The sequence below is a fragment of the Methylobacterium sp. J-001 genome, from assembly GCF_022829565.1.
Taxonomy (GTDB): domain Bacteria; phylum Pseudomonadota; class Alphaproteobacteria; order Rhizobiales; family Beijerinckiaceae; genus Methylobacterium.
Map to the genome: position 1 here is coordinate 1 of NZ_JAKSYN010000021.1, position 23,441 is coordinate 23,441.

The 23,441-nt window shown below is 68.8% G+C and carries 23 protein-coding genes; 5 read left to right on the plus strand and 18 right to left on the minus strand.

Annotation, left to right across the window (positions count from 1 at the left end; all coding sequences use genetic code 11):
* Positions 1-205 precede the first annotated feature (205 nt).
* Positions 206-1,477 (minus strand): nicotinate phosphoribosyltransferase, encoded by a 1,272-nt coding sequence (locus MKK65_RS00420; protein ID WP_243954340.1) that lies wholly within the window; start codon positions 1,475-1,477, stop codon positions 206-208.
* 127 nt (positions 1,478-1,604) lie between these two features.
* Positions 1,605-2,108 (minus strand): pyridoxamine 5'-phosphate oxidase family protein, encoded by a 504-nt coding sequence (locus tag MKK65_RS00425; protein ID WP_058192185.1) that lies wholly within the window; start codon positions 2,106-2,108, stop codon positions 1,605-1,607.
* 239 nt (positions 2,109-2,347) lie between these two features.
* Between MKK65_RS00425 and apbC the strand changes: the two genes are divergently transcribed.
* Together apbC and mobA are read left to right on the plus strand one after the other, a co-directional pair.
* Positions 2,348-3,496 (plus strand): iron-sulfur cluster carrier protein ApbC, encoded by a 1,149-nt coding sequence (gene apbC, locus MKK65_RS00430; protein WP_243954342.1) that lies wholly within the window; start codon positions 2,348-2,350, stop codon positions 3,494-3,496.
* Between the two features lie 17 nt (positions 3,497-3,513).
* The gene (mobA, locus tag MKK65_RS00435) at positions 3,514-4,164 is read left to right on the plus strand and encodes a molybdenum cofactor guanylyltransferase MobA (protein WP_279596426.1); all 651 of its coding nucleotides are present in this window, start codon (positions 3,514-3,516) and stop codon (positions 4,162-4,164) included.
* A gap of 204 nt (positions 4,165-4,368) precedes the next feature.
* Here mobA and MKK65_RS00440 read toward each other — a convergent pair whose 3' ends face one another.
* The 6 genes from MKK65_RS00440 to MKK65_RS00465 form a co-directional block, all read right to left on the minus strand.
* Positions 4,369-4,830 carry a peptidylprolyl isomerase gene (locus tag MKK65_RS00440; RefSeq protein WP_058192188.1) on the minus strand — a complete coding sequence of 154 codons (462 nt, stop codon included), beginning with the start codon at positions 4,828-4,830 and terminating at the stop codon, positions 4,369-4,371.
* A 66-nt stretch (positions 4,831-4,896) separates the two neighbouring features.
* Positions 4,897-5,394, minus strand: coding sequence for a hypothetical protein (locus tag MKK65_RS00445; protein ID WP_243954344.1), 498 nt, complete (start codon positions 5,392-5,394; stop codon positions 4,897-4,899).
* 11 nt (positions 5,395-5,405) lie between these two features.
* On the minus strand, positions 5,406-5,954 hold the full coding sequence (locus tag MKK65_RS00450) for a peptidylprolyl isomerase (protein WP_243954346.1): 549 nt from the start codon (positions 5,952-5,954) through the stop codon (positions 5,406-5,408).
* 27 nt (positions 5,955-5,981) lie between these two features.
* Entirely contained in the window at positions 5,982-6,485 is a 504-nt protein-coding gene (coaD, locus tag MKK65_RS00455; RefSeq protein ID WP_243954348.1) for a pantetheine-phosphate adenylyltransferase, read from the minus strand.
* Positions 6,486-6,546: 61 nt separating this feature from the next.
* Positions 6,547-9,303, minus strand: a complete 2,757-nt coding sequence (gene gyrA, locus MKK65_RS00460) for a DNA gyrase subunit A (protein ID WP_243954350.1) — start codon at positions 9,301-9,303, stop codon at positions 6,547-6,549.
* A 176-nt stretch (positions 9,304-9,479) separates the two neighbouring features.
* Entirely contained in the window at positions 9,480-9,782 is a 303-nt protein-coding gene (locus MKK65_RS00465) for a hypothetical protein (protein WP_058192192.1), read from the minus strand.
* Between the two features lie 230 nt (positions 9,783-10,012).
* On the opposite strand from MKK65_RS00465, the gene MKK65_RS00470 reads away from it, so the two are divergent.
* On the plus strand, positions 10,013-10,864 hold the full coding sequence (locus MKK65_RS00470) for a S49 family peptidase (RefSeq protein WP_243954352.1): 852 nt from the start codon (positions 10,013-10,015) through the stop codon (positions 10,862-10,864).
* A gap of 342 nt (positions 10,865-11,206) precedes the next feature.
* Here the strand turns inward: MKK65_RS00470 and MKK65_RS00475 are convergent, their stop codons facing one another.
* A complete protein-coding gene (locus MKK65_RS00475) occupies positions 11,207-12,073 on the minus strand; it encodes an NAD(P)-dependent oxidoreductase (RefSeq protein ID WP_243954353.1) in 867 nt (288 codons plus the stop codon).
* A gap of 100 nt (positions 12,074-12,173) precedes the next feature.
* Between MKK65_RS00475 and MKK65_RS00480 the strand changes: the two genes are divergently transcribed.
* Complete coding sequence (locus MKK65_RS00480; protein WP_243954355.1) at positions 12,174-13,199, plus strand: P1 family peptidase; 1,026 nt, start codon at positions 12,174-12,176, stop codon at positions 13,197-13,199.
* 81 nt (positions 13,200-13,280) lie between these two features.
* On the opposite strand, the gene MKK65_RS00485 is transcribed toward MKK65_RS00480, so the two are convergent.
* From MKK65_RS00485 to MKK65_RS00505, 5 genes are all read right to left on the minus strand, one after another.
* Positions 13,281-13,577: a hypothetical protein gene (locus tag MKK65_RS00485; RefSeq protein ID WP_243954358.1), complete on the minus strand. Its 297-nt coding sequence runs from the start codon at positions 13,575-13,577 to the stop codon at positions 13,281-13,283.
* A 741-nt stretch (positions 13,578-14,318) separates the two neighbouring features.
* A complete protein-coding gene (locus tag MKK65_RS00490; RefSeq protein ID WP_243954359.1) occupies positions 14,319-14,600 on the minus strand; it encodes a hypothetical protein in 282 nt (93 codons plus the stop codon).
* Entirely contained in the window at positions 14,597-16,978 is a 2,382-nt protein-coding gene (locus MKK65_RS00495) for a response regulator (protein WP_243954361.1), read from the minus strand. The genes MKK65_RS00490 and MKK65_RS00495 overlap by 4 nt, the downstream gene beginning before the upstream one ends.
* A 48-nt stretch (positions 16,979-17,026) precedes the next feature.
* Positions 17,027-17,926: an EamA family transporter RarD gene (gene rarD, locus MKK65_RS00500; RefSeq protein WP_243954363.1), complete on the minus strand. Its 900-nt coding sequence runs from the start codon at positions 17,924-17,926 to the stop codon at positions 17,027-17,029.
* Positions 17,927-18,056: 130 nt separating this feature from the next.
* Positions 18,057-19,682 carry a methyl-accepting chemotaxis protein gene (locus MKK65_RS00505; RefSeq protein ID WP_409565343.1) on the minus strand — a complete coding sequence of 542 codons (1,626 nt, stop codon included), beginning with the start codon at positions 19,680-19,682 and terminating at the stop codon, positions 18,057-18,059.
* On the opposite strand from MKK65_RS00505, the gene MKK65_RS00510 reads away from it, so the two are divergent.
* Positions 19,657-19,896, plus strand: a complete 240-nt coding sequence (locus MKK65_RS00510; protein ID WP_243954414.1) for a hypothetical protein — start codon at positions 19,657-19,659, stop codon at positions 19,894-19,896. The genes MKK65_RS00505 and MKK65_RS00510 overlap by 26 nt on opposite strands.
* 105 nt (positions 19,897-20,001) lie before the next feature.
* Here MKK65_RS00510 and MKK65_RS00515 read toward each other — a convergent pair whose 3' ends face one another.
* The 4 genes from MKK65_RS00515 to MKK65_RS00530 are packed head-to-tail and all read right to left on the minus strand — an operon-like array spanning position 20,002 to position 23,412.
* Complete coding sequence (locus tag MKK65_RS00515; protein ID WP_243954367.1) at positions 20,002-20,601, minus strand: pyridoxamine 5'-phosphate oxidase family protein; 600 nt, start codon at positions 20,599-20,601, stop codon at positions 20,002-20,004.
* The gene (locus MKK65_RS00520; RefSeq protein WP_243954369.1) at positions 20,598-20,933 is read right to left on the minus strand and encodes a lipid-A-disaccharide synthase N-terminal domain-containing protein; all 336 of its coding nucleotides are present in this window, start codon (positions 20,931-20,933) and stop codon (positions 20,598-20,600) included. Before MKK65_RS00520 ends, MKK65_RS00515 begins: the two co-directional genes overlap by 4 nt.
* Positions 20,927-21,694 (minus strand): glycosyltransferase family 2 protein, encoded by a 768-nt coding sequence (locus MKK65_RS00525; RefSeq protein ID WP_243954371.1) that lies wholly within the window; start codon positions 21,692-21,694, stop codon positions 20,927-20,929. Before MKK65_RS00525 ends, MKK65_RS00520 begins: the two co-directional genes overlap by 7 nt.
* The gene (locus tag MKK65_RS00530; protein WP_243954373.1) at positions 21,691-23,412 is read right to left on the minus strand and encodes an ArnT family glycosyltransferase; all 1,722 of its coding nucleotides are present in this window, start codon (positions 23,410-23,412) and stop codon (positions 21,691-21,693) included. Before MKK65_RS00530 ends, MKK65_RS00525 begins: the two co-directional genes overlap by 4 nt.
* Positions 23,413-23,441 lie beyond the last annotated feature (29 nt).

The following is a 23,441-nucleotide window of genomic DNA, read 5'->3' on the forward strand; positions in this document are numbered from 1 at the left end:
ACTGGAACGTGAGTGAAAGGTGATCAGGGACCCAGGGGAAGTAGCGCCGCGCAGCGGCACATTACGAGCTAACGCGGAAAATAAACGTCGACGTGCGCTGGGACCCGGGTCGCATACCGCTGGCTCTGCATGCGGCCGGGAAAGGGCCGCGTTTCCGAATGCCGGCGGCGCAGCTAGTCGAGCCTCACACCAGCACCGGCAGCGCCTACTGCTCGCCAACGCCAAAAACCCGGCGGTAGCGGGCGATCGCGTCGGCCGGTCCCTGGGCCTTGGTCGGGTTGTCGGAGAGCTTGACGGTGGGACGGCCGTTCGCTGCCATGACCTTGCAGACCACCGAGACCGGATCGAGCTTGCCGTCGGGCAGGAGACCGCGGAAATCGTTGGTGAGCAGGGTGCCCCATCCGTAGCCGATGCGCATGCGTCCGTGGAAATGGGCGTGAATGTGCTCGATGGCGTCGATATCGAGCCCGTCGGAGAAGATCGCGAGCTTGTCCCGGGGATCGTAGCCGCGCTCCCGCCAGAAGCGGATCACCTCCTCGCCGCCCGCGATCGGATCCTTCGAATCGATGCGGATGCCGGTCCAGTCGCTCACCCAGTCCGGGGCGTTGGCCAGGAAGCCGGTGGTGCCGTAGGTGTCGGGCAGGATGACCCGCAGGTTGCCGTCGTAATCCTCCTGCCAGTCGGCCAGCACCGCGTAGGGCGCGGCGGCGAGTGCCGCGTCGTCCTCGGCAAGCGCCGCGTAGACCATCGGCAATTCGTGTGCGTTGGTGCCCACCGGCTCGACCTCCTGCCGGGCGGCGATCAGGCAGTTCGAGGTGCCGAGGAACGCGCCGCCCAGCCCCTCGGCCATGGCCTGCACGCACCAATCCTGCCAGAGGAAGCCGTGGCGTCGGCGCGTGCCGAAATCCGCCACCGACAGGTCGGGCAGCTTCTGCAGCCGCTGGATCTTCTCCCAGACCCGGGTCATCGCCCGTGCGTAGAGCACCTGCAGGTCGAGCTTGCCGAGACCCTTCAGCACCGCGCGCGCCCGCAGTTCATTGAGGATCGCCAGGGCCGGGACCTCCCACATCGTGGTCTCGATCCACGGGCCGTGGAAGGTCAGCTCGTACTGGCCGTCATGGACCGCGAGCTCGTAGTTGGGCAGCTGGAAGCCTTCGAACCACGCCACGAATTCCGGGCCGAGGATCCGGCCCTGACCGCGGAACACGTTACCGCGCAGCCACGTCACCTCACCCTTGCTGAGCCGCAGGCTGCGGGCATGGTCGAGCTGCTCGCGCAGCAGCCCGGCATCGACCTCGTCTGCGATGCGGATGCGCTGCGTACGGTTGGTGATGCCGAAGGTGGTGTCGATCTGCGGATGCCGGCGCAGGATCGTCTGTGCCATCAGCAGCTTGTAGAAATCCGTGTCGAGCAGCGACCGTACGACCGGGTCGATGCGGAAGCTGTGATCGTGGACCCGTTTCGCCAGATCAATCATGCTTTTCGGACTCGTCCCGCGTCTCACGGCGCAGAGCGCATGCCGGGCGCGGGCGCGTCAAGAAGAAGGGCGACACGTCCCTAAGACGCGCCGCCCCCGATACCAACGTCGCCAAGTCACAAAAAACTCAGGCGAGATCGACCTTCTTGGTCTCGGTCTTGGGGCTCTCGCCGGTGAGCGTCGCCTTTACGTAGCCGTAGAGATGCAGCATCTTGCTGTTGGGGCTGTCCCAGTATTCGCCCTTCTCCGGGTGGACACGGATCAAGGCGACCTCGGGGTCGTCCTTGCCGTTGGGGAACCAGGTCTTCAGGCTCTCATTCCACTTCTCGTCGATCTTGGCCTGCTCGCGCACGATCTCGGCCTTGCCGGCCACCGAGACGTAGGTCTGGCTCGACGGGTCGGAATAAGCCAGGTTCACCTGGTTGTCCTTGCTGATCTCGGCGGTCTTGGGCGAGTGCAGCTTGGTGAAGAACCACAGATCGCCGTTCTCATCAGCGTCGTTGTTCCACATCGGGCGGCTGTTGAGCGTACCCTCGGCATCGACAGTGGTCATCATCGCGATCTTCACGTCTTTGACCAGCTCGAACAGCTTCTTCGCGCCCTCGTGGTCGCGGTGGTTGCCCTGATGCATCGGGTAAAGTCTCCTGGAAGTGGTCTGCGGGGGGCGTACCTGCACGGTGCACCGATCCCGAAAGAGTCTCGACACAACGGGCGAGGGCGGCGTTGGTTCAGGCCCGATACGGACTCCCGTCGGCAAGGCTGGCGTTTGCCGCCCGCAGGGCTACAAGGGACCAAATTCCGGGTCTGCGACGGCTGGCGAATACGGCCGGATACGCCCGTCCCGAGTCGTCCCATCAGGAGTCGAGAATCGTGGCCATCACTCGCGACGACGTGCTGCGTGCGCTTCAATCCGTCACCGTCGACGCCGCCGGCACCACCCTGCCCGGCTCTGGACGGCTGTCCCAGGTCGTGGTCGATCCCAGCAACCGGGTGATGTTCTCGATCCTGGTCGATCCGAGCGAGGCGGAGCGGTTCGAGCCGGTGCGGCGGGAGGCGGAGGGGCGCGTCCTGCAGATGCCGGGCGTCTCCGGTGTGTTCGCGAGCCTGACCTCGGAGCGGGGTCCGGGCATGCCGGCCCAGAGCGACGCCGCCCCCCGCCCGGTGACGCCGCCGCCGGTCGCCCCGCCGCGGCCCGGCGCGCCGCCGAACCAGGGGCCGCAGATCGCCGGCGTGCGCCACATCGTGGCGGTCGCCTCCGGCAAGGGCGGCGTCGGCAAGTCCACCACGGCCTGCAACCTTGCGCTGGCCCTCCAGGCCCAGGGGCTGAAGGTCGGCCTGCTCGACGCCGACATCTACGGGCCCTCGGTGCCGAAGCTGTTCGGCCTGTCGGGCAAGCCGACCGTGGTCGACAACAAGGCCATGGAGCCGATGGTCGGCTACGGGTTGAAGGTCATGTCGATCGGCTTCCTGATCGAGCCCGAGACGGCGATGATCTGGCGCGGCCCGATGGTGCAATCGGCGATCACCCAGATGCTGCGTGACGTGATCTGGGGCGAGCTCGACGTGCTCATCGTCGACATGCCGCCGGGCACGGGCGACGCCCAGCTCACCATGGCCCAGGCCACCCCGCTCTCCGGCGCCGTCATCGTCTCGACGCCCCAGGACCTCGCGCTGATCGACGCCCGCCGGGGCGTGACCATGTTCAAGAAGGTCGCGGTCCCGATCCTCGGGGTGATCGAGAACATGGCGACCTTCGTCTGCCCGAATTGCGGCCACGCCTCCCACATCTTCGGGCATGGCGGCGCCCGCATCGAGGCCCAGCGCCTGGGCGTGCCGTTCCTCGGCGAGGTGCCCCTCGACATGACGATCCGGGAGACCTCGGATTCCGGAAGGCCCGTGGTGGCGACCGATCCCGACGGCCCGCACGCCAAGGTCTATCGCGACATCGCCGCCAAGCTCTGGGCGAACCTGTCCGGGGGCCCGGCGGGGCGGACGGCGCCCAGGATCGTGATCGAGTAGGCCTTGGGAGCCGGACCTTGGCGGCACCAATCCTCGGCCTGATCCTGGCCGGCGGTCTCGGCCGGCGGATGGGCGGAGTCGACAAGCCGCTGCTCGAACTCGGCGGCCGGACGCTGCTGGCACGGGTGGTGGAGCGGCTGGGTCCGCAATGCCCGGCCGGCCTGGCGCTCAGCGCCAATGGCGATCCGGAGCGGTTCGCCGGGTTTCCGGGAGCGGTCCTGCCCGATCCCGTCCCGGGCCGGCCGGGACCGCTCGCCGGCCTGCTCGCGGGGCTCGACTTCGCCGCTGCGCATCGGCCGGTTGTGACCCATGTCCTGAGCGTGCCCGGGGACGCTCCGTTCCTACCGGGCGATCTCGCCGCGCGGCTCGGATCGGCTCTGAAGGGCGCGCCGATCGCGCTCGCCGCCTCGGGCGGACGCGAGCACTACACCGTGGCGCTCTGGCCTGTCGGGCTGCGGGATGATCTGCGTCGGGCGCTGTGTGAGCGGGACGAGCGGCGGGTGGGGGCGTTCATCGCGCGTCACGGCGCGGCCGTCGTCGAATGGCCAGTTGAAACGGTCGATCCGTTCTTGAACGTCAATACGCCGGGAGATCTGGCCGCGGCCGCAGAACTTACCCACGGGCTCAACCAGCTGGGTCGTGCTGCCGAAGGACTGTCAAGTGCCTGAGCGCTACGACGGTATCCAGTCGGATCGCTGATCCCACACCGTCATTGCGAGCGAAGCGAAGCAACCCAGGGAAACGCCACGTTCGGGGATCGCGCGCCGCCCTGGGTTGCTTCGCTACGCTCGCAATGACGAAGGCTGTGGAACGCTCTGATTGGCCGCCCGTACTCGCACTTGTGGCGAGAGCACGGGCGGCGACGTCTCGAATTAAGCCGCTTCGCCCACGCTCGCCTTCACGATCTTGTCCGGGGAGCGCGGCGGCTCGCCCTTGTTGATCGTGTCGACCACGTCCATGCCTTCCACGACCTTGCCCCAGACCGTGTACTGCTTGTCCAGGAAGCGGGCGTCGTCGAAGCAGATGAAGAACTGCGAGTTCGCCGAGTGCGGGAAGTTGGTGCGGGCCATCGAGCAGGTGCCGCGCACGTGGGGCTCGGCGTTGAACTCGGCCTTCAGGTCCGGCAGCTCGGAGCCGCCCGAGCCGGTGCCTGTCGGGTCGCCGGTCTGGGCCATGAAGTTCTCGATCACCCGGTGGAACGGCACGCCGTCGTAGAAGCCCTGGGCGGCCAGGGTCTTGATCCGCTCGACATGGCCCGGGGCGAGGTCGGGGCGCAGCCCGATCACGACGCGGCCCTTGGTGGTCTCGAGGATGAGGGTTTCGGTATCGGCCATGGATAGGTCCTTCCTGTTGGTGGAAATGTAGCGGCGCCCATAGGATCGGCGAGCGCGGCGAAACGGTCAGGCCGGCGGCCGGTAGACGAAGCGCAGAGCCACCGGCCGGCCGGCGATCGCTCGGCCAAGGCCCGGGGTGATCCGCGCCGGGGTGCAGCCCGCGAGCGCATCGAGCGTCGCCCGCACCAGGTTGCGACGCTGTCCGTCAGCGAATCCCGCCGCGTAGGTGATGCGCGGGGGACCGATCAGGCTGCCGTCGCGCCGGAGCGACAGCCGCGCGGTGATCTCGACATCGTCGGACCCGGTGACCGGCCCGGCGAGGCCGGCGGGCGGTTGCCAGCAGGCCGCCAGCACCGGGTAGAGCTCGGCCAGGGTGTCGGCCGCCCGCGCCGGTCGATGCGCCAGCGGCACCGCGACGGTGCCCCGCAGGGTCTGCGGCAGGCTCAGCGGGTAGCCGCCGCCCGGCTGATAGGCATAGCCGCCATAGGCTGAGACGCCGTCATAGGCGTGCGCCGCCGCCGGAGCGAGGGCGAGCGCGCCGAGGACGGCGAGCCGGCACCACATCGACGGGGGGACTACTTCGCCTTCTCGGCGAGCGTCATGCGGACGATCTTGTCCGGATCCTGCACGGCGCCGCCCGGCGCGCCCGGGGAGGCCTTCTTGATCTTGTCGAGCACGTCGAGCCCGTCCGTGACGTTGCCCACGACCGTGTACTGCTTGTTCAGGAACGGTGCGTCGCCGAGGCAGATGAAGAACTGCGAATTGGCCGAGTTCGGATCCGACGAGCGGGCCATGCCCACGGTGCCGCGGCGGAACTCGGCGGTCTGCGAGAACTCCGCCGGGATGTTCGGCAGGCTGGAGCCGCCGGTGCCGTTGCCCTTCGGGTCGCCGGTCTGGGCCATGAAGCCGTCGATCACCCGGTGGAACTTCAGGCCGTCGTAGAAGCCCTGGGAAATCAGCGTCTTGATCTGCTTGACGTGCTTCGGGGCAAGATCCGGCCGCAGCGCGATGGTGATGCGCCCGTCCTTGGTCTCGAGATAGACCGTGTTGGCGTCGGCGGCCTGGGCGACCGTGACGGAGCCGAACGTGAGGGCGAGCGCGAGGAGGGCGTGGCGGCGGTTCATCGGGGTCCTTCCAGAAACGTCAGAGGATCAGGCTGTGGCGGCGAAGCGCTGCCGGAGGCGGTCGGCGACGGCCGCGGGCACGAAGGGCGAGACGTCCCCGCCCATGCCGGCGATCTGGCGCACCAGCGTCGCGGTGATCGGGCGCGCCTGCGTCGAGGCGGGCAGGAACACGGTCTGCACCTCGGGTGCCATGGCACCGTTCATCCCGGCGAGCTGCATCTCGTAATCGAGATCCGTTCCGTCGCGCAGGCCGCGGATGAAGATGGACGCCCCGCAGCGCCGGGCGGCCGAGACCGCGAGGTCGGCGAAGGTCGCAATCTCCAGGGTCGCGCCCTCGGCCTCGGCCACCGGCCCGCAGGTCTCGGTGAGCAGCGCCGCGCGCTCCTCGGCGGAGAACAACGGCGCCTTGCCGGGATGGACGCCGATGGCGATCACGAGGCGGTCCACCAGCCGGCAGGCTTGGCGGACCACGTCGAGATGGCCGTTCGTGACCGGATCGAACGATCCGGCGTAGAGGGCGGTGCGGGTCATCGAGGCCCGACCTAGAGCATTTTTGCGCCGGACGGAACCTCGGGCCGGGGGTGAAGGCGCCTCACGCCGCCTCGGGGCCACCCTCCGGGCCGGCCTCGAGGTCGCCCTCCGCGCCCGCCTCGGTCTCGTCCTCACCGACGATATGCTCCACCGACACGACCTTCTCGTCCTTGGCGGTGTTGAACACGGTCACGCCCTGCGAGGCGCGGCCGACGATGCGGATGTCGTCCACCGGCACCCGGATCAGCTGGCCCCGGTCGGTGACCAGCATGATCTGATCCGTGGCCTCGACCGGGAAGGAGCCCACGAGGTTGCCGTTGCGGTCGTTGACCCGCATCGCCGTGATGCCCTTCCCGCCCCGGCCCGAGGTCCGGTACTCGAACGACGAGGAGCGCTTGCCGTAGCCCCGCTCGGACAGGGTGAGCACGTATTGCTCGGCCGCGCCCATCTCGGTGTAGCGCTCCGGCGAGATCGCGGCGGCCTCGGCGCCATCTTCGGCCTCGACCTCGGCGGCCTCCTCCGCCTCGCCGGTGACGGCGCGGCGCATCTTCAGGTAGCCGGTCCGCTCCTCGGCGCTGGCATCGAAGGCGTTCAGGATCGTCATCGAGATGACCCGGTCGTCCTTGGCCAGCAGGATGCCGCGCACGCCGGTGGAATCGCGGCCCTTGAACACGCGTACGTCCTCCACCGGGAAGCGGATGCACTGCCCCATCGCCGTGGTCAGCAGCACGTTCTGGTCCGGCCGGCAGATCTCGACATGGACGATGTGGTCGCCCGGATCGAGCTTCATGGCGATCTTGCCGTTGCGGTTCACCTGGACGAAGTCCGAGAGCTTGTTGCGCCGGACGTTGCCGCTGGCGGTCGCGAACATGACGTCCAGGGTCTCCCAGGACGCCTCGTCCTCGGGCAGCGGCATAATCGTGGTGATGCGCTCGGAGGTGTCCTGCAATTGCAGGATGTTGACCAGCGCCTTGCCGCGGGCGTTCGGGGCGGCCATCGGCAGGCGCCAGACCTTCTCCTTGTAGGCTTGGCCCTGGCTGGAGAAGAACAGCACCGGCGTGTGCGTGTTGGCCACGAACAGGCGGGTGACGAAATCCTCGTCGCGGGTCGCCATGCCGGAGCGGCCCTTGCCGCCCCGGCGCTGCGCCCGGTAGGTCGAGAGCGGCACGCGCTTGACGTAGCCGGCATGGGACACGGTCACGACCATGTCCTCGCGGGCGATCAGATCCTCGTCGTCCACGCTCGAATCGTAGTCGACGATCTCGGTCCGGCGCGGGGTGGCGAATTGCTGCCGCACCTCGATCAGCTCGTCCTTGACGATCGCCTGGATGCGCGCGCGCGAGCGCAGGATATCGAGATAGTCGGCGATCTCGTCGGCCAGCGACTTCAACTCGTCGCCGACCTCGTCGCGGCCGAGCGCCGTGAGGCGCTGCAGGCGCAGGTCGAGGATGGCGCGGGCCTGGGTCTCGGACAGGCGGTAGGTGCCGTCCTCTGCGACCCGGTGGCGCGGGTCGTCCACCAGCGCGATCAGCGGCGCGATGTCGTGGGCCGGCCAGTCGCGGCCCATCAGGGCCTCGCGGGCCGTGTTCGGGTCCGGCGAGGTGCGGATCAGCCGGATCACCTCGTCGATATTGGCGACCGCGATCGCCAGGCCGCACAACACGTGGGCGCGCTCGCGAGCCTTGCCGAGCAGGAACTTGGTGCGCCGGGAGACGACCTCCTCGCGGAAATCGACGAAGGCCTGGAGCAGGTCCTTCAGGTTCATCAGCTCCGGCCGGCCGCCGTTGAGGGCGACCATGTTGCAGCCGAAGGAGGATTGCAGCGGCGTGAACCGGTAGAGCTGGTTCAGCACCACCTCGGCCATGGCGTCGCGCTTGATCTCGACCACGATGCGCATGCCGCTGCGATCGGATTCGTCGCGTAGGTCCGAGATGCCCTCGACCCGCTTCTCCTTCACGAGCTCAGCGATCTTCTCGACCAGCGTCGCCTTGTTCACCTGATACGGGATCTCGGTGAAGATCAGCGCCTCGCGCTCCTTGCGCAGCTCCTCGATATGCGACTTGGCCCGCATGATCACCGAGCCGCGGCCGGTGGCGTAGGCCTGCCGGGTGCCGGCCCGGCCGAGGATCATGCCGCCGGTGGGGAAATCCGGGCCGGGCACGATCTCGGTGAGCTGCTCGATGGTCAGCCCGGGATCGTCGATCAGCGCCATGCAGGCGTCGATCAGCTCGCCGAGATTGTGCGGCGGGATGTTGGTCGCCATGCCGACCGCGATGCCGCCGGCACCGTTGGCAAGGAGGTTCGGGAACCGGGCCGGGAGGACTTTCGGCTCCTCCCGCGACTCGTCGTAGTTCGGCTGGAAGTCGACGGTGTTCTTGTCGATGTCGGACAGCAGCGCGGTCGCCGGCTTGGCCAGGCGTGATTCGGTGTAGCGCATGGCCGCCGGCGGATCGCCGTCGACCGAGCCGAAATTGCCCTGCCCGTCGATGAGCATCAGGCGCATGGAGAAGTCCTGCGCCATCCGCACCAAGGCGTCGTAGATCGATTGGTCGCCGTGCGGGTGGTAGAGACCGATCACGTCGCCGACGATGCGGGCCGACTTGACGTATTTCCGCTCCGGCAGGTGCCCGGATTCGAAGGCGGAATACAGGATGCGGCGGTGGACCGGCTTCAGCCCGTCGCGCGCGTCGGGAAGCGCGCGACTCACGATCACGCTCATCGCGTAATCGAGGTAGGAGCGGCGCATCTCGTCGGTGATGGAGACGGGGCGAATGTCGCTGGCGGGCGGGGCGGTGCCCGTCGGATCGGTCTCGGCCAAGGAAGTACCCGTAATCAGGCCCGGAGGGGCGGTGCTGGCGACCATCCCGGTGGCGCGCGGAGCGCCCGGACGGCCTTGCGGAACAGCAGTGATATCAGGTGGTTAAATAAGCTTTTCCGCGCCCGCGCACAAGGCTGCGGCCCGGATCGATCCGGCCGGGGCGCAGGCTGCACGCGTCAGTAGAACGTGGGGTGCCGCGGGCCGAAATGGCGGCGATACGCGATGGGCCGCCGGTGTCCGTAGTGACGATGCCAATGGTGGCGGCGATGCCAGAAATGGCGCCGGTGATGCCAATGCCGACGGTAATGATGGCGGCGGTGCCAGTGGCGCCGATAGTGCCAGCGGGCGAGTTGAACTGTGGGGCCAGGCGCAGCCGCCTCGGCGGCGGCCGGGACCGGCAGCGGTGCCGCCCGCGATGGGGTGCTGGCGAAGCCCCCAATCAGCGCGGCGAGCAGGACCAGGATGGGCCAGGGTCGCATCGTCTCTCTCTCCCGTGTGAGCACCCGGCGGCATTCCGCAGATCCGGGCCGGCACGCTCTGCGCGCCGTCGCCAGGAACCGCCAAGGTCGGCAAACGGTTCGATCCGCTCTGACTGCGCAGACGATCATGGTTGCCGGGACCTCCTGTCCCGGTTCCCTTGCGCGGGGCGCCGCAACGCCCAATTCGGACGACAGCACATACCGCTTCCCGCCTCCCCCGAAGAGCCTCCATGCCGTTCGCCCTTCCCGACGCCCTCCGGGCCTTCCTGCCGCGCCGTTTCCGCGACCGCCGCCCGCGGGTCGCCGTGGTCCGGCTCTCGGGCACGATCGGGGCGGTCTCGCCGATCCGCCCGGGGCTCTCGATCGGCGGCGTCGCCGGCAGCCTGGAGCGGGCTTTCACCATGCCGGGGATCAAGGCGGTGGCGATCGTGATCAACTCACCGGGCGGCTCCCCCGCGCAGTCGCACCTGATCCACCGGCGCATCCGGGCCTTGGCTGAGGAGAAGAAGCTCCCGGTCGTGGCCTTCGTGGAGGATGTCGCGGCGTCCGGCGGCTACATGATCGCTTGCGCGGCCGACGAGATCGTCGCCGACCCGACCTCGATCGTCGGCTCGATCGGCGTGGTCTCGGCCGGCTTCGGCTTCCAGGGCCTCCTGGAGAAGATCGGCGTCGAGCGCCGGGTCCACACCCAGGGCGAGGCGAAGTCGATGCTCGACCCGTTCCGCCCGGAGGACCCTGCCGACGTGGAGCGCCTGAAGCGCCTCCAGGCCGATATCCAGGACCTGTTCACCGGCCTCGTCACATCCCGGCGCCCGACCCTGTCGACATCCGAAAACCTGTTCACCGGCGCGGTCTGGACCGGCCGCCAGGCCCTGCCCCTCGGGCTGGTCGACGCACTTGGGGACGTGCGCGCGACCATGCGGGCGCGCTTCGGCGACACGGTCGACCTGAGGCTCGTCGCCGAAGCCAAAGGCGGGTTCCTGTCCCGGCTGCTGCGCCGGGGCGGGGCGCCGGGCGGCATCGCCGAGGAGGCGTTGGCGGCGGTGGAGGAGCGCGCCGCCTTCGCCCGCTTCGGGCTCTGACGCCCGCTGCATCAAGGCCCTGCTCGGATCACCCGCCAAAGGGCAAGCGCCCAGCCCTTTCAAGGTGCTTGAGCTGAAAGCCAAGCCATGGCGTTGGGCCGGTCTGCACCGCCCTTTTCCCGGGCGCATGCAGCGCCAGCGGAATGCGACCCGGGACCTAGCACAATACGGCGCGCAGCGTCCGTCTGATCGACCTGTGCCGCTGGCGCGGCGCTTCGCGTGCTGGGTCCCAGATCAGGTTCCGCTTCGCTTCACCTGTCTGGGAAAGGGGAGCGCCGATCCCACGACGCGCACGTGGCCCAACACCGTGAAAGCGCTGGGCGCACGCCCGTCGGAATCCCCTTACCGGCCGGCGCGCCGCGCAGAGACCCGCGCCAGGGCGGCGAGGTCCTTCTCGCCGTCGCCGTGGCTGATCGCCTCGATCAGCCCGTCGCGCAGGACGCTGGCGAAGGGCATCGGCACGCCGACGCCTTCCGCCGCCTGGAGCGCCAGCCGCACGTCCTTGGCGCCGAGCTTGAGGCCGAAGCCCGGCGGCTCGTAGCGGTTCTGGGCGATCGAGGCGCCGTAGCCCTTGTAGACCGGCGAGGCGAACAGCGTGTTGGTCATCAGGTCGAGGAAGTCGGCGCCCGCGACCCCGTGGCCTTCGGTGAGCGCGCAGGCCTCGCCCATGGCCTCGATGGCCGAGATCAGCATGAAGTTGCCCGCGAGCTTGACCGCGTTGGCGCGCGACGGCTCGTCGCCGAACGGCCAGGTCCTGGCGCCCATGGCGTCGAACAGGGGCGCGGCGCGGTCGAGCAGGGCCGCCTGACCGGCCGCCACGATGTTGAGCTTGCCGGCCTCGGCCACGTCCGGGCGCCCGAAGACCGGGGCGGAGACGTAAGGAACGCCGGCCCGCCCGTGCACAGCGGCGAGCTGCTTGGCCAGCGCCACCGAGATCGTGCTCATGCCGATATGCAGGCCGGGGCGCTCGGGCTGATCGAGCAGGCCGCCCGACACGATCACCGCCTCCAGGGCCGCGTCGTCGGCCAGCATGGTGATGACCGCGTCCCCGGCAAATGCCTCCGCAGCGCTCGCCACCGGAATCACCCCGTCGAGACCCTGCGCGGCCTCGGGCGAGCGATTCCACGCCCGGACCCGGTGGCCGGCCCGCGCCAGGCTGACGGCCATGCCGCGGCCCATCCGCCCCAATCCGATGAATCCGACGTCCATGTCCTGCTCCTCGATGGCGTTGCCGCCGTCTCGACCCGCGACGGGCCCCGGCAGCGTGAGCGGGATTTGCCCCGATCGCCGGGCGTGGCAAGCTCGATCCATGGCGCGCAACCGCATCACAGACATTCCCGGCCTGCGGGTCGGCCACGCCCATGATCTGACGGTGGCCAGCGGGGTCACCGCCATCCTGTTCGACGCGCCCGTCACCGCCTCCGTCGACGTGCGCGGCGGCGGCCCCGGCACGCGCGAGACCGACCTGCTCGATCCCGAGCGCACGGTGGAGCGGATCGACGCCCTGGTGCTCTCGGGCGGCTCGGTCTTCGGGCTCGACGCGGCCGCCGGCGTGACCGCCTGGCTCGCCGAGGCCGGGCGCGGCTTTCCCGTTGGCCCGATGCGGGTCCCGATCGTGCCGGGCGCGATCCTGTTCGACCTGCTCAACGGCGGCGACAAGCAATGGGGCCGCTACCCGCCCTATCGCGAGCTGGGTTTTCTGGCGGCCGCGGCGGCGGCGGAGGACTTCGCCCTCGGCTCCGTGGGGGCCGGCACCGGCGCGCGCACCGGGCGCCTGAAGGGCGGCATCGGCTCGGCCTCGGCCTCGGTGCCCGGCACCGGTTTCTCGGTCGGCGGGCTCGCAGCGGTCAACGCCTTCGGCAGCGCCACGATCGGCGACGGGCCGCATTTCTGGGCCGCGCCCTTCGAAGTGGGCGACGAGTTCGGCGGCCTCGGTTCCCCGGCCCGGGTGCCGGCGGACGCCCTCGCCTTTCCGGCCCGCGTCCTCCCCGGCGCGGCGACGACCCTCGCGGTGGTCGCCACCGACGCGGCCCTGACCAAAGCGCAGTGCCGGCGCCTGGCGGTGGCCGCGCAGGACGGCCTCGCCCGCGCCCTGGTGCCGGCGCATACGCCGCTCGACGGCGACCTCGTCTTCGCGGTGGCGACCGGCGCCGTGCCGCTCACGGACCCGGTGGCCGACCTCGCGCGCCTGGGGGATGCTGCCGCGCGGGTGCTGGCTCGGAGCGTGGCGCGGGGCGTCTATTGCGCGACGACCCTGCCGGGCCACGCTGTCACGGCGCCTCTGTCGGTCATGGGCCTGCCGCCGGCTTGGTGCGACGTGTTCCGGGAGTCTTAGATTTCGAGTCCGACCACGAAGTGCGTGATCGCGGGTGTCTTCAATTGGGCGCCAGGAAAAATCCCTCTTCCCGTCCAAATTTTATAATTTTTCCGTCGAATTTCCCATAAAGATGGGGTGTAATGAAAAAACAACTTCGTGGCCAGAAAGCATCTGAATGCCATCGCGGATTTCATGCCTTTCTGATGTCCGATAGAATCCTATGACGACGTGACCCCAGGACTTGCCGTCGTTTAATACAGTATTTCCCCAGGAAATCATTAAAACAGAGGCTTTGTCATCACGATCTTTGTCATAGAATTCTCTGATGGCTTCAATTTCTGCCCAAGCTTCCAGAGAAATCGTGAAGTTAATTGGGAGATAGGAATTCGTTGGCATGGCTCACGTCCTGAAGTTGTCGTTCAGCAACATTCCATGGCTGACAGCTTTTGATGGAAGTTCCTGAATGCAACGAGGATTTGTTGGGCCTTCTACCATGACTAACCCGAAGTCGAATTCGTAGACGCAATTGCGCCTATTTTTTCGGTATCTCGGCAACAAGTACTCCGAATCTGTACGATCGAGCGATAGATTGAACGCCGTTGTTGGTTCGACGTGTTCCAGACCCAGATGAGGTACTAGACCATTGACCTCCTTCGCGCTGTCCCGCCGGGACATGCGGCTGATTGGGCTCAACATATTTAAGCGCAAACCTAAGCCGATTGAATTTTACGACGACGCTGGCTGCCGCAAGATCAAAACGAAGTTTAGATAGATGCAATGATTCGCTGCGGTCACGCACCGCGAGTTCTCCTGTGCGCGCCACATAAATAGGAACTTTAGCAGAAAACCAGTATTCCGGGCCATGATGCGATCGGAACTTTACCTCAATTATATAGCAATATTCGCCTATATTTATCACTTTTGATGTGCTGTTGATTAATAATTTTCACATTAATTAGATTTGCAGTTTGAATTATTTAGAATAAGAGGCATTTCCGATTTAAGAATAAATTCCTAAATATTTCTTGATCTGCATCATGTCGCTCGTTTATCGACCGCCATCAAGCGGCCGTCTGCGACGCTTCTACTCGCTATCTGTTATGCGTGAAGAGGTAGTGCCGTCCCACCGAGACCGGCTCACACCTCCCCGCGGGCATCCTCGATCAGTTGCGCCAGCCCGGCATCGACCTCCTCGGCGAGCATCTTGCGCTCGGCATCCGTGAGGTCCTTGGCCCAGGTGGTGCCGCCAAAGCCTTCCGCGCAGCGCGCCCGCTCGGCGGCGATGTAGGCTTCGGTCTCGGCGGGCCGCGTCTTCATTGCGTGGACGAGGCCGAACCAGGCCGCCCGCTCCACCACTGCCAGCCGCGCCCGCAGGCGGATCGCCGCCGCCTTGTTAAGATCAATCCCGTCGTCGCTCATGGTTCATCTCCCACATCGTTCTCGGCGAGCCGCTCGATCAGGCCCTGGAGCCGGCCCGGCACCGGCTCGGCGGCCGAGCGGGCATAGAGCACGCGCAACTGCCGGCCGATCTCGGCGAGGCTCATGGAGCCCTTGGCGATCACCCGGTCGGCGTGGGCGCCGAGGCTCGCCTTCTCGGCGCTGGTGATCTCCTTGGCGGTGAGCACCACCACCGGCACGTCGCCGTCCGGCCGGGCGCGCAAGGCCCGCAGGAAGCTGAACCCGTCCATCTCGGGCATCATCAGGTCGAGCAGGATCAGGCTCGGGCGCGTTTGGCTGACCCGTTCCAGGGCGATCCGGCCGTTCTCGGCCTCGTCCACGGTCCAGCCCTCGCGGCCGAGCGACCGGCGCAGGCGCTCGCGGGCATCCGGGTCGTCGTCGACCACGAGGACGCGCGCCTCCCCCGGCCCTTCCGGGCGGTAGCGCTCCATCATGCCCTTCATCCGGTCCCAGTCGATCGGCTTGACGAAGTAGTCGGTGGCGCCGAGCGCCTGGCCCAGCCCCTGCTCGGCCACCACCGAGGTCATGATCACCGGCGTGCCGGCGAGATCGGGATCGTTGCGCACGGCGTGCAGCACCGCCCAGCCGTCCATGCGCGGCATCTCGACATCGAGCAGGATCGCCCGCGGTTTGAGCGCCCGGGCCAGCGTCAGCCCGGCTCGCCCGTCACTGGCGGTGCGGACGTGAAACCCCTCGCGCTCGAGGAAGCGCTGGAGCAGCTCCCGGGCGGCCGGATCGTCGTCGACCAGCAGGACGGTCTCGTGCTGTTCGTGCGGCTCGACCGCGGCGGCGATCTCGGCCACCTCCGGCGGCTCGTCCTCGGGCGCGAGCACCGCCGGCAGGCGGATCGTGAAGGTCGCGCCCTGCCCCTCCTTACTGGTGACGGCGATGTCGCCGCCCATGGTCTGGCAGAAGGCCCGGGTGATGGCGAGGCCGAGGCCGGTGCCGCCGAACTGGCGGGTGGTCGAGTCGTCGGCCTGCACGAAGCGCTCGAACAGGCGCGCGATCTGCTCCTCGCTCAACCCGATACCGGTATCGGTGACCGCGAAGGACAGCCAGTCCGCCCCCGCGTCCTGGTGGCGGCGCACGGCCAGGGTGATCGTGCCGGCCTCGGTGAACTTGGCGGCGTTGCCGATCAGGTTCAGGAGGCACTGGCGGATCTTGGTCTGGTCCTGGTGCATCGCGCCCAGTTCGGCACCGTCGGCGTCGAGGACGAAGCGGTTGCCCTTCTTCTCCACCAGCGAGCCGGTGGCATCGGAGACGTCCCGGAGCAGGTCCGACACCGAAAACGTCTCGGCCGAGGCAGTCATGCGCCCGGCCTCGATCTTGGAGATGTCGAGCACGTCGTTGATCAGCGACAGCAGGTGCCGGGCCGCCGCCTCGATCTTGCGCAGGTCCGGCAGCAGGGCGGCCTGGCCGATATCCTCCAGCTCCTCGCCGAGCATCTCGGAATAGCCGATCACCGCCGAGAGCGGGGTGCGCAGCTCGTGGCTCATGTTGGCGATGAACTGGCTTTTCGCCCGGTTGGCGGCCTCCGCGGCCTGGCGGGCCCGCTCCACCGCCTCCTCGGCTTCCTTGCGCTCGGTGACGTCGACGCAGGTGCCGACCCATTCGCGCAAGGTGCCGTCCTCGGCGAGCACCGGCACGCCGCGCACCTCCATGGCGCGCCAGACGCCGTCGTGCCGGCGCAGACGGTACTCGACCTCGTAGGGCTTGCGTTCCTCGACACAGGCGGCCCAGGAATCGGCCGCGTGGGCGCGGTCGTCCGGATGGACCGCGTCGACCCAGCCCCAGCCCTGGTAGGCCTCCTCGCTCTGGCCGGTATAGGTGCTCCAGCGGACCTGGGGCGGCATCAGCTCGCCCACCGCGTTCGTGTTCCAGATGACCGCCGCGGAGGCGTCCACCAGCGCCCGGAAGCGCTGCTCGGAATCCCGCAGGCGCTCCTCGACGGCCCGGCGCCGGGAGACGTCGGTGTTGGTGCCGTACCAGCGCAGGATGTTGCCCGCTTCGTCCCGGTGCGGCAGCGCCTTGGACAGGAACCAGCGATAGATCCCGTCCTTCCCGCGCAGCGGGAACGTGTCTTCCCACGATTGGCCGAGCAGGATCGCCGCCCGGAAGCGCTCGGTCACCGCGTCGACGTGATCGGGATGGTGGACGGCGCGCCAGCCCCAGCCACGCATCTCCTCGAGGGTGCTGCCCGTGTAGTCGTACCAGCGCTGATTGTACCAGACGATGGTTCCATCGGCCTCGGCGATCCAGGCGAGCTGCGGCAGCGTCTCGGCGAGATTCCTGTAATCGGCATCGGTGACGACGCCTCGGCCGCCCTCGGATTCGCTCATCGGCTCGCCGGTATCCCGTCGCCCGCCCCGCGGGGCGCATGGAATGCCTTATACACGCATCGGATCGGGATCCGACCGGACCGCGACCGCTGGTTCCGACGGCCGCCGGCCGCGGAAGGCGTCGAAGCTGTACAGGGCGAGCGCCGCCCAGATCAGGGCGAACATCGCCGTCCTGGGTGGCTCCACGTGCTCGCCATAGGCCAGGACGCTCAGACCGAGCAGGCAGGTCGGGGCGACGTATTGCAGCAGGCCAAGGGTGGTCAGCCGCAAGCGCACCGCCGCAGCGGCGAACCAGATCAACGGCAGCGCCGTGGTGAGCCCGGTGAGCATCAGCAGCACGAGACTTTTGGGCTCCGCCGGCAGGAACGGTTCGGGCGAGAGGACGAGCCACAGGATCGCGAGGGGCAGGAGCATCAGCGTCTCGGCCAGGAATCCGACCAAGGCGTCGACCCCGACGATTTTTCGGACGAGCCCGTAAAGCGCGAAGCTCACCGCGAGGGACAGCGACAAGGCCGGCAGTTCGCCGGCCCACAGGACCGCCACCGCGACGCCCGCCGCCGCGATCCCCACCGCCACCGCCTGCAACGGCCGCAACCGCTCGCCGAGCACGATCCGCCCGAACGCCACGCTGACCAGCGGGTTGATGTAGTAGCCTAGGCTCGCGTCCAGCAGGTGTCCGCGGTCGATGGCGTAGAGGTAGAGCAGCCAGTTCACCCCGATCATCGTGGCCGAGACCGCCAGCAGAGCGTGGCGGCGGCACAGGGGCAGCGGCAGGTTCAGGCGCTTGCGCGCGGCGAGCGCCAGGGCCAGCGCCCCCGCGAACAGGCTCGACCAGACGATGCGCTCGGCCAGGATGTGGTTCGGACTGAAGGCGCCGAGCATCCGGAAATGCACCGGGACCAGCAGGCCCCAGCTCAGATAGGCGCCGAGCGCGTAGACGAGGCCCACGTCAGTCCTCCGGGTCGATCCGCCGATCGACCCGAGCGAGCGGACGGTGCCGGGGCTTTACGCCCGGCGGCCCATCCCGGACAGGGGGAGCCGCGCAAGGCTGATATCCCTGCGCGGGCCGCGCCCAGGCTCAGGCAGCCCGGATCGTCGCCAGGAAGCGACCGACTTCGCCGCTGAGGTGCTCGGATTGGCGCGACAGCTCGGAAGCCGCGCCGAGCACCTGGCCGGCCGCTTTGCCGGTCTCTTCGGCGGCTGAGGCCACGCCGACGATGTTGCTGGTCACCGCGCCGGTGCCCTGTGCCGCCTGGCCGACATTGCGCACGATCTCCTGTGTCGCAGCACCCTGCTCCTCGACCGCGGCCGCGATGGACGTCGACACCGCCTCGATCTCCCGGATGCGGGCTGCGATCCCGCCGATGACCGAGACGGCCGCACCGGTGGATCTCTGGATCTGGCCGATCTGCCCGGCGACCTCCTCGGTTGCCTTGGCGGTCTGGTTCGCCAGTTCCTTCACCTCGGCGGCGACCACCGCGAAGCCCCGTCCCGCCTCACCGGCACGCGCCGCCTCGATCGTGGCATTGAGGGCCAGCAGGTTGGTCTGGGCGGCGATATCGGTGATCAGCCGCACTACGTCGCCGACCTTGGCGGCGGCGGCGCTGAGCTCCTGCACCAGGGAGGCGGTCTGATCGGCCTCGGACACGGCGCCCTGGGCGAGCTTGGCCGACCCGTCGACCTGCCGGCCGATCTCCTGGACCGACGAGCCCAGCTCTTCGGCGGCGCTCGCCACGGTATTGACGTTGCTGGCGGCTTCCTCGGCCGCGGCCGCCACCGTGGTGGATTGGCTGGCGGTCTGGGTCGCGGTGGCCGTCATGGTCTGGGCGGTGGCCTGAAGCTCCGTGGCCGAGGACGAGACCTGGCCGATGATCCGGCCGACCGTGCCCTGGAAGCCGTCGGCGAGGTCCAGCATGGCCTGCCGGCGCGCTTTCGCGGCCGACTCGTCGGCGATTCGCCGGGTCTCGGCCTGCTCGGCGGCCTTCTCGGCGACCAGCGCCTTGATGCCCTCCACGGCCCGGCCGATCAGGCCGATCTCGTCGCCGCGCCGCGCCTCGGGGATCTCGGCGTCGATCTCCCCGTCCGCCATGCGCTGCAGCGTGCCCGCAAGCCGGCGGATCGGGCGTGTCACGCCGAAGATGACGACGAGGACACCGCCGATCATGCCGGCGGCGATGCCGAGGATCGACACGGTCAGCAGTAGGGTGCGCGTCGCGTTGGTCTCCGCGGTCAGTGCGTCGGAATGGGTCTGGACCGAGGCGTCGATGTCCGCCACCAGCGTCCGGACGGCATCACTCACCTCCTTCTGAACGCCGCCCGCGATCCGGCGTGCGAGCGTCAGGGCCTCGTCACCTTTACCTGTTTCGGCGAGGGCGCGGATGTCGCGGACGGCCCGGGCATAGGCGTCGAATTGGGGGCCGATCTGGTCGATGCGATCCCGGAAGTTGGGGGCTTCCCGACGGGCGCCGTCGGCGAGCTTCGCGGCCTCGTCCACCAATGCGTCGAGGGTGCTGCCGATGCGGCTCCCTTCCGGCGTGCCGGCTTCGGCCGCGGTGCGGAAGGCGCCGTAACTCAGCTGCGCGACGACGCGGTTCAGGCGCGCCATCTTCACGACCGCCTTCGATTCCTTATCGAGCAGCGTTGTGTAGGCCGCGTCGATTCCGGCGATATTCTGCGACGTGTACCAGGCGCAGCCGAAAAACATTGCGCTCATCATAGCAATGACTGCGAACAGCTTTGTGGGAATGTTGATCTTCGCTATCAGTTCCATGGCGGCCCCACTTGGCGCGATCCCGATCGAGCTGGCGAGACGTATCTTTTTTTATCGTCCTGGCGACAAGAGCGATTTCTGTGGGATCGACGGAGCATTCGAACCGAAGAATGGTCGGTTTTTTCTTTATCTTGCGGCGAATATTTGAGTTATTGTACCAGATCTGATGTTAAGTCTCAAAAATAAAGAAATAAAAATATCTTAATGATGTTTGTGAGATCTGTTACTGGTCGATCTCGTGCGTCGAATCCGATCAGGGTGCGATCCAGCCGCCGGCCCAGTCGCCAGAGCCCCGTGTCCAGGCCGCCCGGCGATGGCCGCGGCGGTCGAGGTAGAGGAAGTCGAGGTGCGCGGCCCGCACCGATACGGCCGCGAAATGCGGGCGGCCGAGGGTAGCCGCCGTCGCCTCGTCGGGCAGCGTATAGGCGCCGCCCGTGGGTAGGATCGTCCCCGGGGCGGGGTCGGCGCCGTAGCAGACCCGGCTCATCGCCCGGGAGCCGGCCCAGGCGGCGTCCGCGACGGCATCGTCCACATGGAGCGTCGCCCGGCCCTCGATCCGGATCTGGATCTTGGACTCGGCGTCGTAGGCGGCGAGCGCGCAGGCCGGGTTCACCCGGATCTCGGCGGCCTTGTCGGAGCGGCGGTCGCAGTGGAAGCGCAGGGTGCCGGATTCGGCATCCGCGGCGCGGAGCACCACCGTGCGCAGCCGTGGACCCTCAGCGCCGAGGGTCGCCAGCACCGGCAGGTGGAACCCGCTCCGGCCCTGCGCGGCGCCCTCCGCCAGGAGGCGCCAAAGCTCGGCAAAGGTGGCGTCGAGGTCGTCGTAGAAGGCTGGCAAAGGCGCGCGCGTCATGGGGTGCCGCTCCGCCGCCGCTGCCGCTCGCGGAAGATCAGCGCGAGGTTGCGCAGGTAGATGCCGGTGGACAGGCCCTGGCCGATGATGATCACCGGCTCCCGGCGGACGAACCCGTAGACCAGGGTCATCAGCCCGCCCAGGATCGACAGGAACCAGAACGAGAGCGGCATCACGCTTCGGCCGGCCCGCTCGCTGGCGATCCATTGCAGGATGAAGCGCGAGCCGAACACCATCTGGGCGACGATGCCGAACACCACCCAGAAATCGAGCCGGGTGACGAACACATCATAGAAATAGTCCGGCAGATCGCGGGCGAGCTGGATCAGCATCCGACATCCTGGTCTGCGGGCGCGGCGTCCGGGGCGGGCAGTTCCCGCGGCTGCGGATCGGCCCGCTTGCGCCGGATCAGCCACCAGACCCCGGCGAGGTCGAGGAGGCCGACCCAGAGACGGTCGAACAAGCCGTAATTCGAGATTCCAGTGAGCCGGGGCCGGTCGATCACGTCGTGGTGGACCACCGCAAATCCTTCGCGCACCACCAGGGCCGGCATGAACCGGTGCAGGGCATCGAAATAGGGCAGCCGGAGATATACGGCGCGGCGGAACACCTTCAGGCCGCAGCCGGTGTCGCGGGTCGCATCGTTCAGGATGCGCCCGCGCACGCCGTTGGCAATGCGCGATTGCAGCATCTTGAAACGTCCGTCCTTGCGCCCGCGCCGCTGCCCCTGGGCGAGGCCGACTTGCGCGCCCCCTGCCTCGAGGGCGGCGAGCAGGGCGGGAATGAAGGCCGGATCGTTCTGGCCGTCGCCGTCCAGGGTCGCGACGACCGGCGCCCGCGCCGCCAGGACACCGCTGCGCACCGCCGCCGACTGGCCGCCGCTGCGCGTGTGCCGCATCACCCGCATCCATGGGCGGCCGGTGCGGGCCGCCGCCAGGGCGCCCGGCGTGCCGTCCGTGGAGCCGTCGTCGACGTAGATCAGCTCGAACCCGATCGGCGCGCAGGCGGACTCGATCTCGGCCACCAGGGGGGCGATGTTGCCCGCCTCGTTCTTCACCGGCACGACGACGCTGAGATGGGGGGCGCCGGTCATGGGGTCACCGCGTAAGCGTTCACGAAGACCCGCCGGCCGGTATTGAGGTTGAAGCCCTCGACTTCGGCGAGCGGCGCGGGCGCGCCCCGCCCCACCGGCCAGGCGGCGTTGAAGTCGTCCCGATCACGAGCCTCCACGAACAGCAGCCGGCAGCCGCCTGCCTCCAGGAACTGCTTGGCAGCGGTGCCGTCCGGCGGCAGGGCGAGGTCGGTTCCGACCAGGAAGACCAGGCTCGGCTCCCGGTAGCCGAGGCTCGCGACCTGCGGATTCGGGCAGCGCATCCGGTCACGCAGGGCGGCCAGCCGGGGGGAGACCTTGAGCGCCGGCAGCGCACGCTGCGCCACGCCCAGCACCGCCGGACCGAGCAGGCAGGAGGCGAAAATGCCGAGTACGAGGGCCCGCTCAGGCTTGCCGCTCGCAAAGGCCGTCCAGGCCAGCGCGGCAACCGCGCAGGCGGCGGCCAGCAGCGGCAGCGCGGCCCAGGGCAGCGTGTGGTCGTCGAGGCGCCAGCCCGCGAGGCACAGGCCGAGCGTGAGCCCGATAGGGATCGCCGGAACCAGCAGGGCCGTCGCCCGCGCCCCCCGCAGCCGCGGGTCGAGCGCGCCACGCGACAGGGCCAGAGCCGTGAGGATCGCCAGCCATGGCATCAGCGGCAGGACGTAATGGGGCAGCTTGGTCGGCACCGCCTCGAAGATCAGCCAGGCCGGCAGAACGGTCGCGATCAGGAACGCGAAGGCGGGCTCGCGCCGTGCGCGCCAGGCGAGCGGCAGGCTCATCGCCGCGAAGGCCGCGCCGGGCCAGAAAGTCGCGAAGAACGCGAGCGTGTAGGCCCCGGGGGGAGCCCAGTGCCGCTCGGCCGCGCCGCCGACCTTGCCGAGCATGTCGTGACCCACCGCCTCCGCGTAGAACGCGCTGCCGCTCTTCCAGGCGATCGCCGCGAACCACGGCGCAACCAGCAGGAGCGTGAGTGCCAGGCCAGCCCAGGGTCTCAGGGCGAGCAGCCAGCGGCCCGAGCGCGCGACCACCGACAGGATCAGCGCCGGCAGCACGACGAAGAGCGGGACCATCGGTCCCTTGACCAGGATGCCGAGTGCCATCCCGAGCCAGAAGGCCGGGAAGACGGCGCGGCTCGCGACTCCGCCCGCACGGGACGCGAGCCACACCCGGGCGAGCGCCCCGAGGCTGGCGGTGGCGCAGGCGGCGAGCAGGGCGTCGGTCTTGGCGAGATGCGCCTCGGCCGAGAGCATCAGCCCGGCGCCGTACAGGGCGGCCGCGAGCAGGGCGAGCCGGCGGGGCAGGAAGGCGAGCGCGGCCCAGTAGGCGAGCAGCACCGAGGCGGTGGCGCCGATCAGCGACGGGATGCGGTAGAGGGCGATCTGCCGGCGCGCGTCGGGGACGCCCAGCGCTTCGCCTGCTGCCACCGCGGCGGCCTGTGCCCAGTAGATCCCCACCGGCTTCTTGTGCCGGGCCTCCCCCTGGAAGCGGATATCGACGAGGTCGCCGCTCTCCAGCATCTGCTTGGAGGCCTGGGCGAAGCGTGGCTCGTCCCGGTCCATCGGCTGCAAAGAGATCTGGCCGGGCAGGAATAGCAGCAGGCAGAGCGCCAGCAGGGCCAGGATGGCGCGGGTCTGGGTGAGGCTCAGCGCGTCGAGCCCGCGGCCGATCCGGTCGACAGAAGCGAGGCGCGGGACGCCGTCGGCGGAAAGGCTCGTGGTCATGCCCGGCCGGTCAATCAGGATCGGACGGG

Bases quoted from the DNA above. Each gene is read 5' to 3' on its own strand.
- MKK65_RS00485 (WP_243954358.1), bottom strand. From the start codon at position 13,577: ATGCCAACGAATTCCTATCTCCCAATTAACTTCACGATTTCTCTGGAA.
- MKK65_RS00480 (WP_243954355.1), top strand. From the start codon at position 12,174: ATGGCGCGCAACCGCATCACAGACATTCCCGGCCTGCGGGTCGGCCAC.
- coaD (WP_243954348.1), bottom strand. From the start codon at position 6,485: ATGACCCGCACCGCCCTCTACGCCGGATCGTTCGATCCGGTCACGAAC.
- MKK65_RS00450 (WP_243954346.1), bottom strand. From the start codon at position 5,954: ATGAACCGCCGCCACGCCCTCCTCGCGCTCGCCCTCACGTTCGGCTCC.
- MKK65_RS00470 (WP_243954352.1), top strand. From the start codon at position 10,013: ATGCCGTTCGCCCTTCCCGACGCCCTCCGGGCCTTCCTGCCGCGCCGT.
- MKK65_RS00465 (WP_058192192.1), bottom strand. From the start codon at position 9,782: ATGCGACCCTGGCCCATCCTGGTCCTGCTCGCCGCGCTGATTGGGGGC.
- MKK65_RS00440 (WP_058192188.1), bottom strand. From the start codon at position 4,830: ATGGCCGATACCGAAACCCTCATCCTCGAGACCACCAAGGGCCGCGTC.
- MKK65_RS00475 (WP_243954353.1), bottom strand. From the start codon at position 12,073: ATGGACGTCGGATTCATCGGATTGGGGCGGATGGGCCGCGGCATGGCC.
- MKK65_RS00515 (WP_243954367.1), bottom strand. From the start codon at position 20,601: ATGACGCGCGCGCCTTTGCCAGCCTTCTACGACGACCTCGACGCCACC.
- MKK65_RS00490 (WP_243954359.1), bottom strand. From the start codon at position 14,600: ATGAGCGACGACGGGATTGATCTTAACAAGGCGGCGGCGATCCGCCTG.
- MKK65_RS00420 (WP_243954340.1), bottom strand. From the start codon at position 1,477: ATGATTGATCTGGCGAAACGGGTCCACGATCACAGCTTCCGCATCGAC.
- MKK65_RS00505 (WP_409565343.1), bottom strand. From the start codon at position 19,682: ATGTTTTTCGGCTGCGCCTGGTACACGTCGCAGAATATCGCCGGAATC.
- MKK65_RS00425 (WP_058192185.1), bottom strand. From the start codon at position 2,108: ATGCATCAGGGCAACCACCGCGACCACGAGGGCGCGAAGAAGCTGTTC.
- MKK65_RS00495 (WP_243954361.1), bottom strand. From the start codon at position 16,978: ATGAGCGAATCCGAGGGCGGCCGAGGCGTCGTCACCGATGCCGATTAC.
- MKK65_RS00525 (WP_243954371.1), bottom strand. From the start codon at position 21,694: ATGACCGGCGCCCCCCATCTCAGCGTCGTCGTGCCGGTGAAGAACGAG.
- MKK65_RS00520 (WP_243954369.1), bottom strand. From the start codon at position 20,933: ATGCTGATCCAGCTCGCCCGCGATCTGCCGGACTATTTCTATGATGTG.
- MKK65_RS00530 (WP_243954373.1), bottom strand. From the start codon at position 23,412: ATGACCACGAGCCTTTCCGCCGACGGCGTCCCGCGCCTCGCTTCTGTC.
- MKK65_RS00445 (WP_243954344.1), bottom strand. From the start codon at position 5,394: ATGTGGTGCCGGCTCGCCGTCCTCGGCGCGCTCGCCCTCGCTCCGGCG.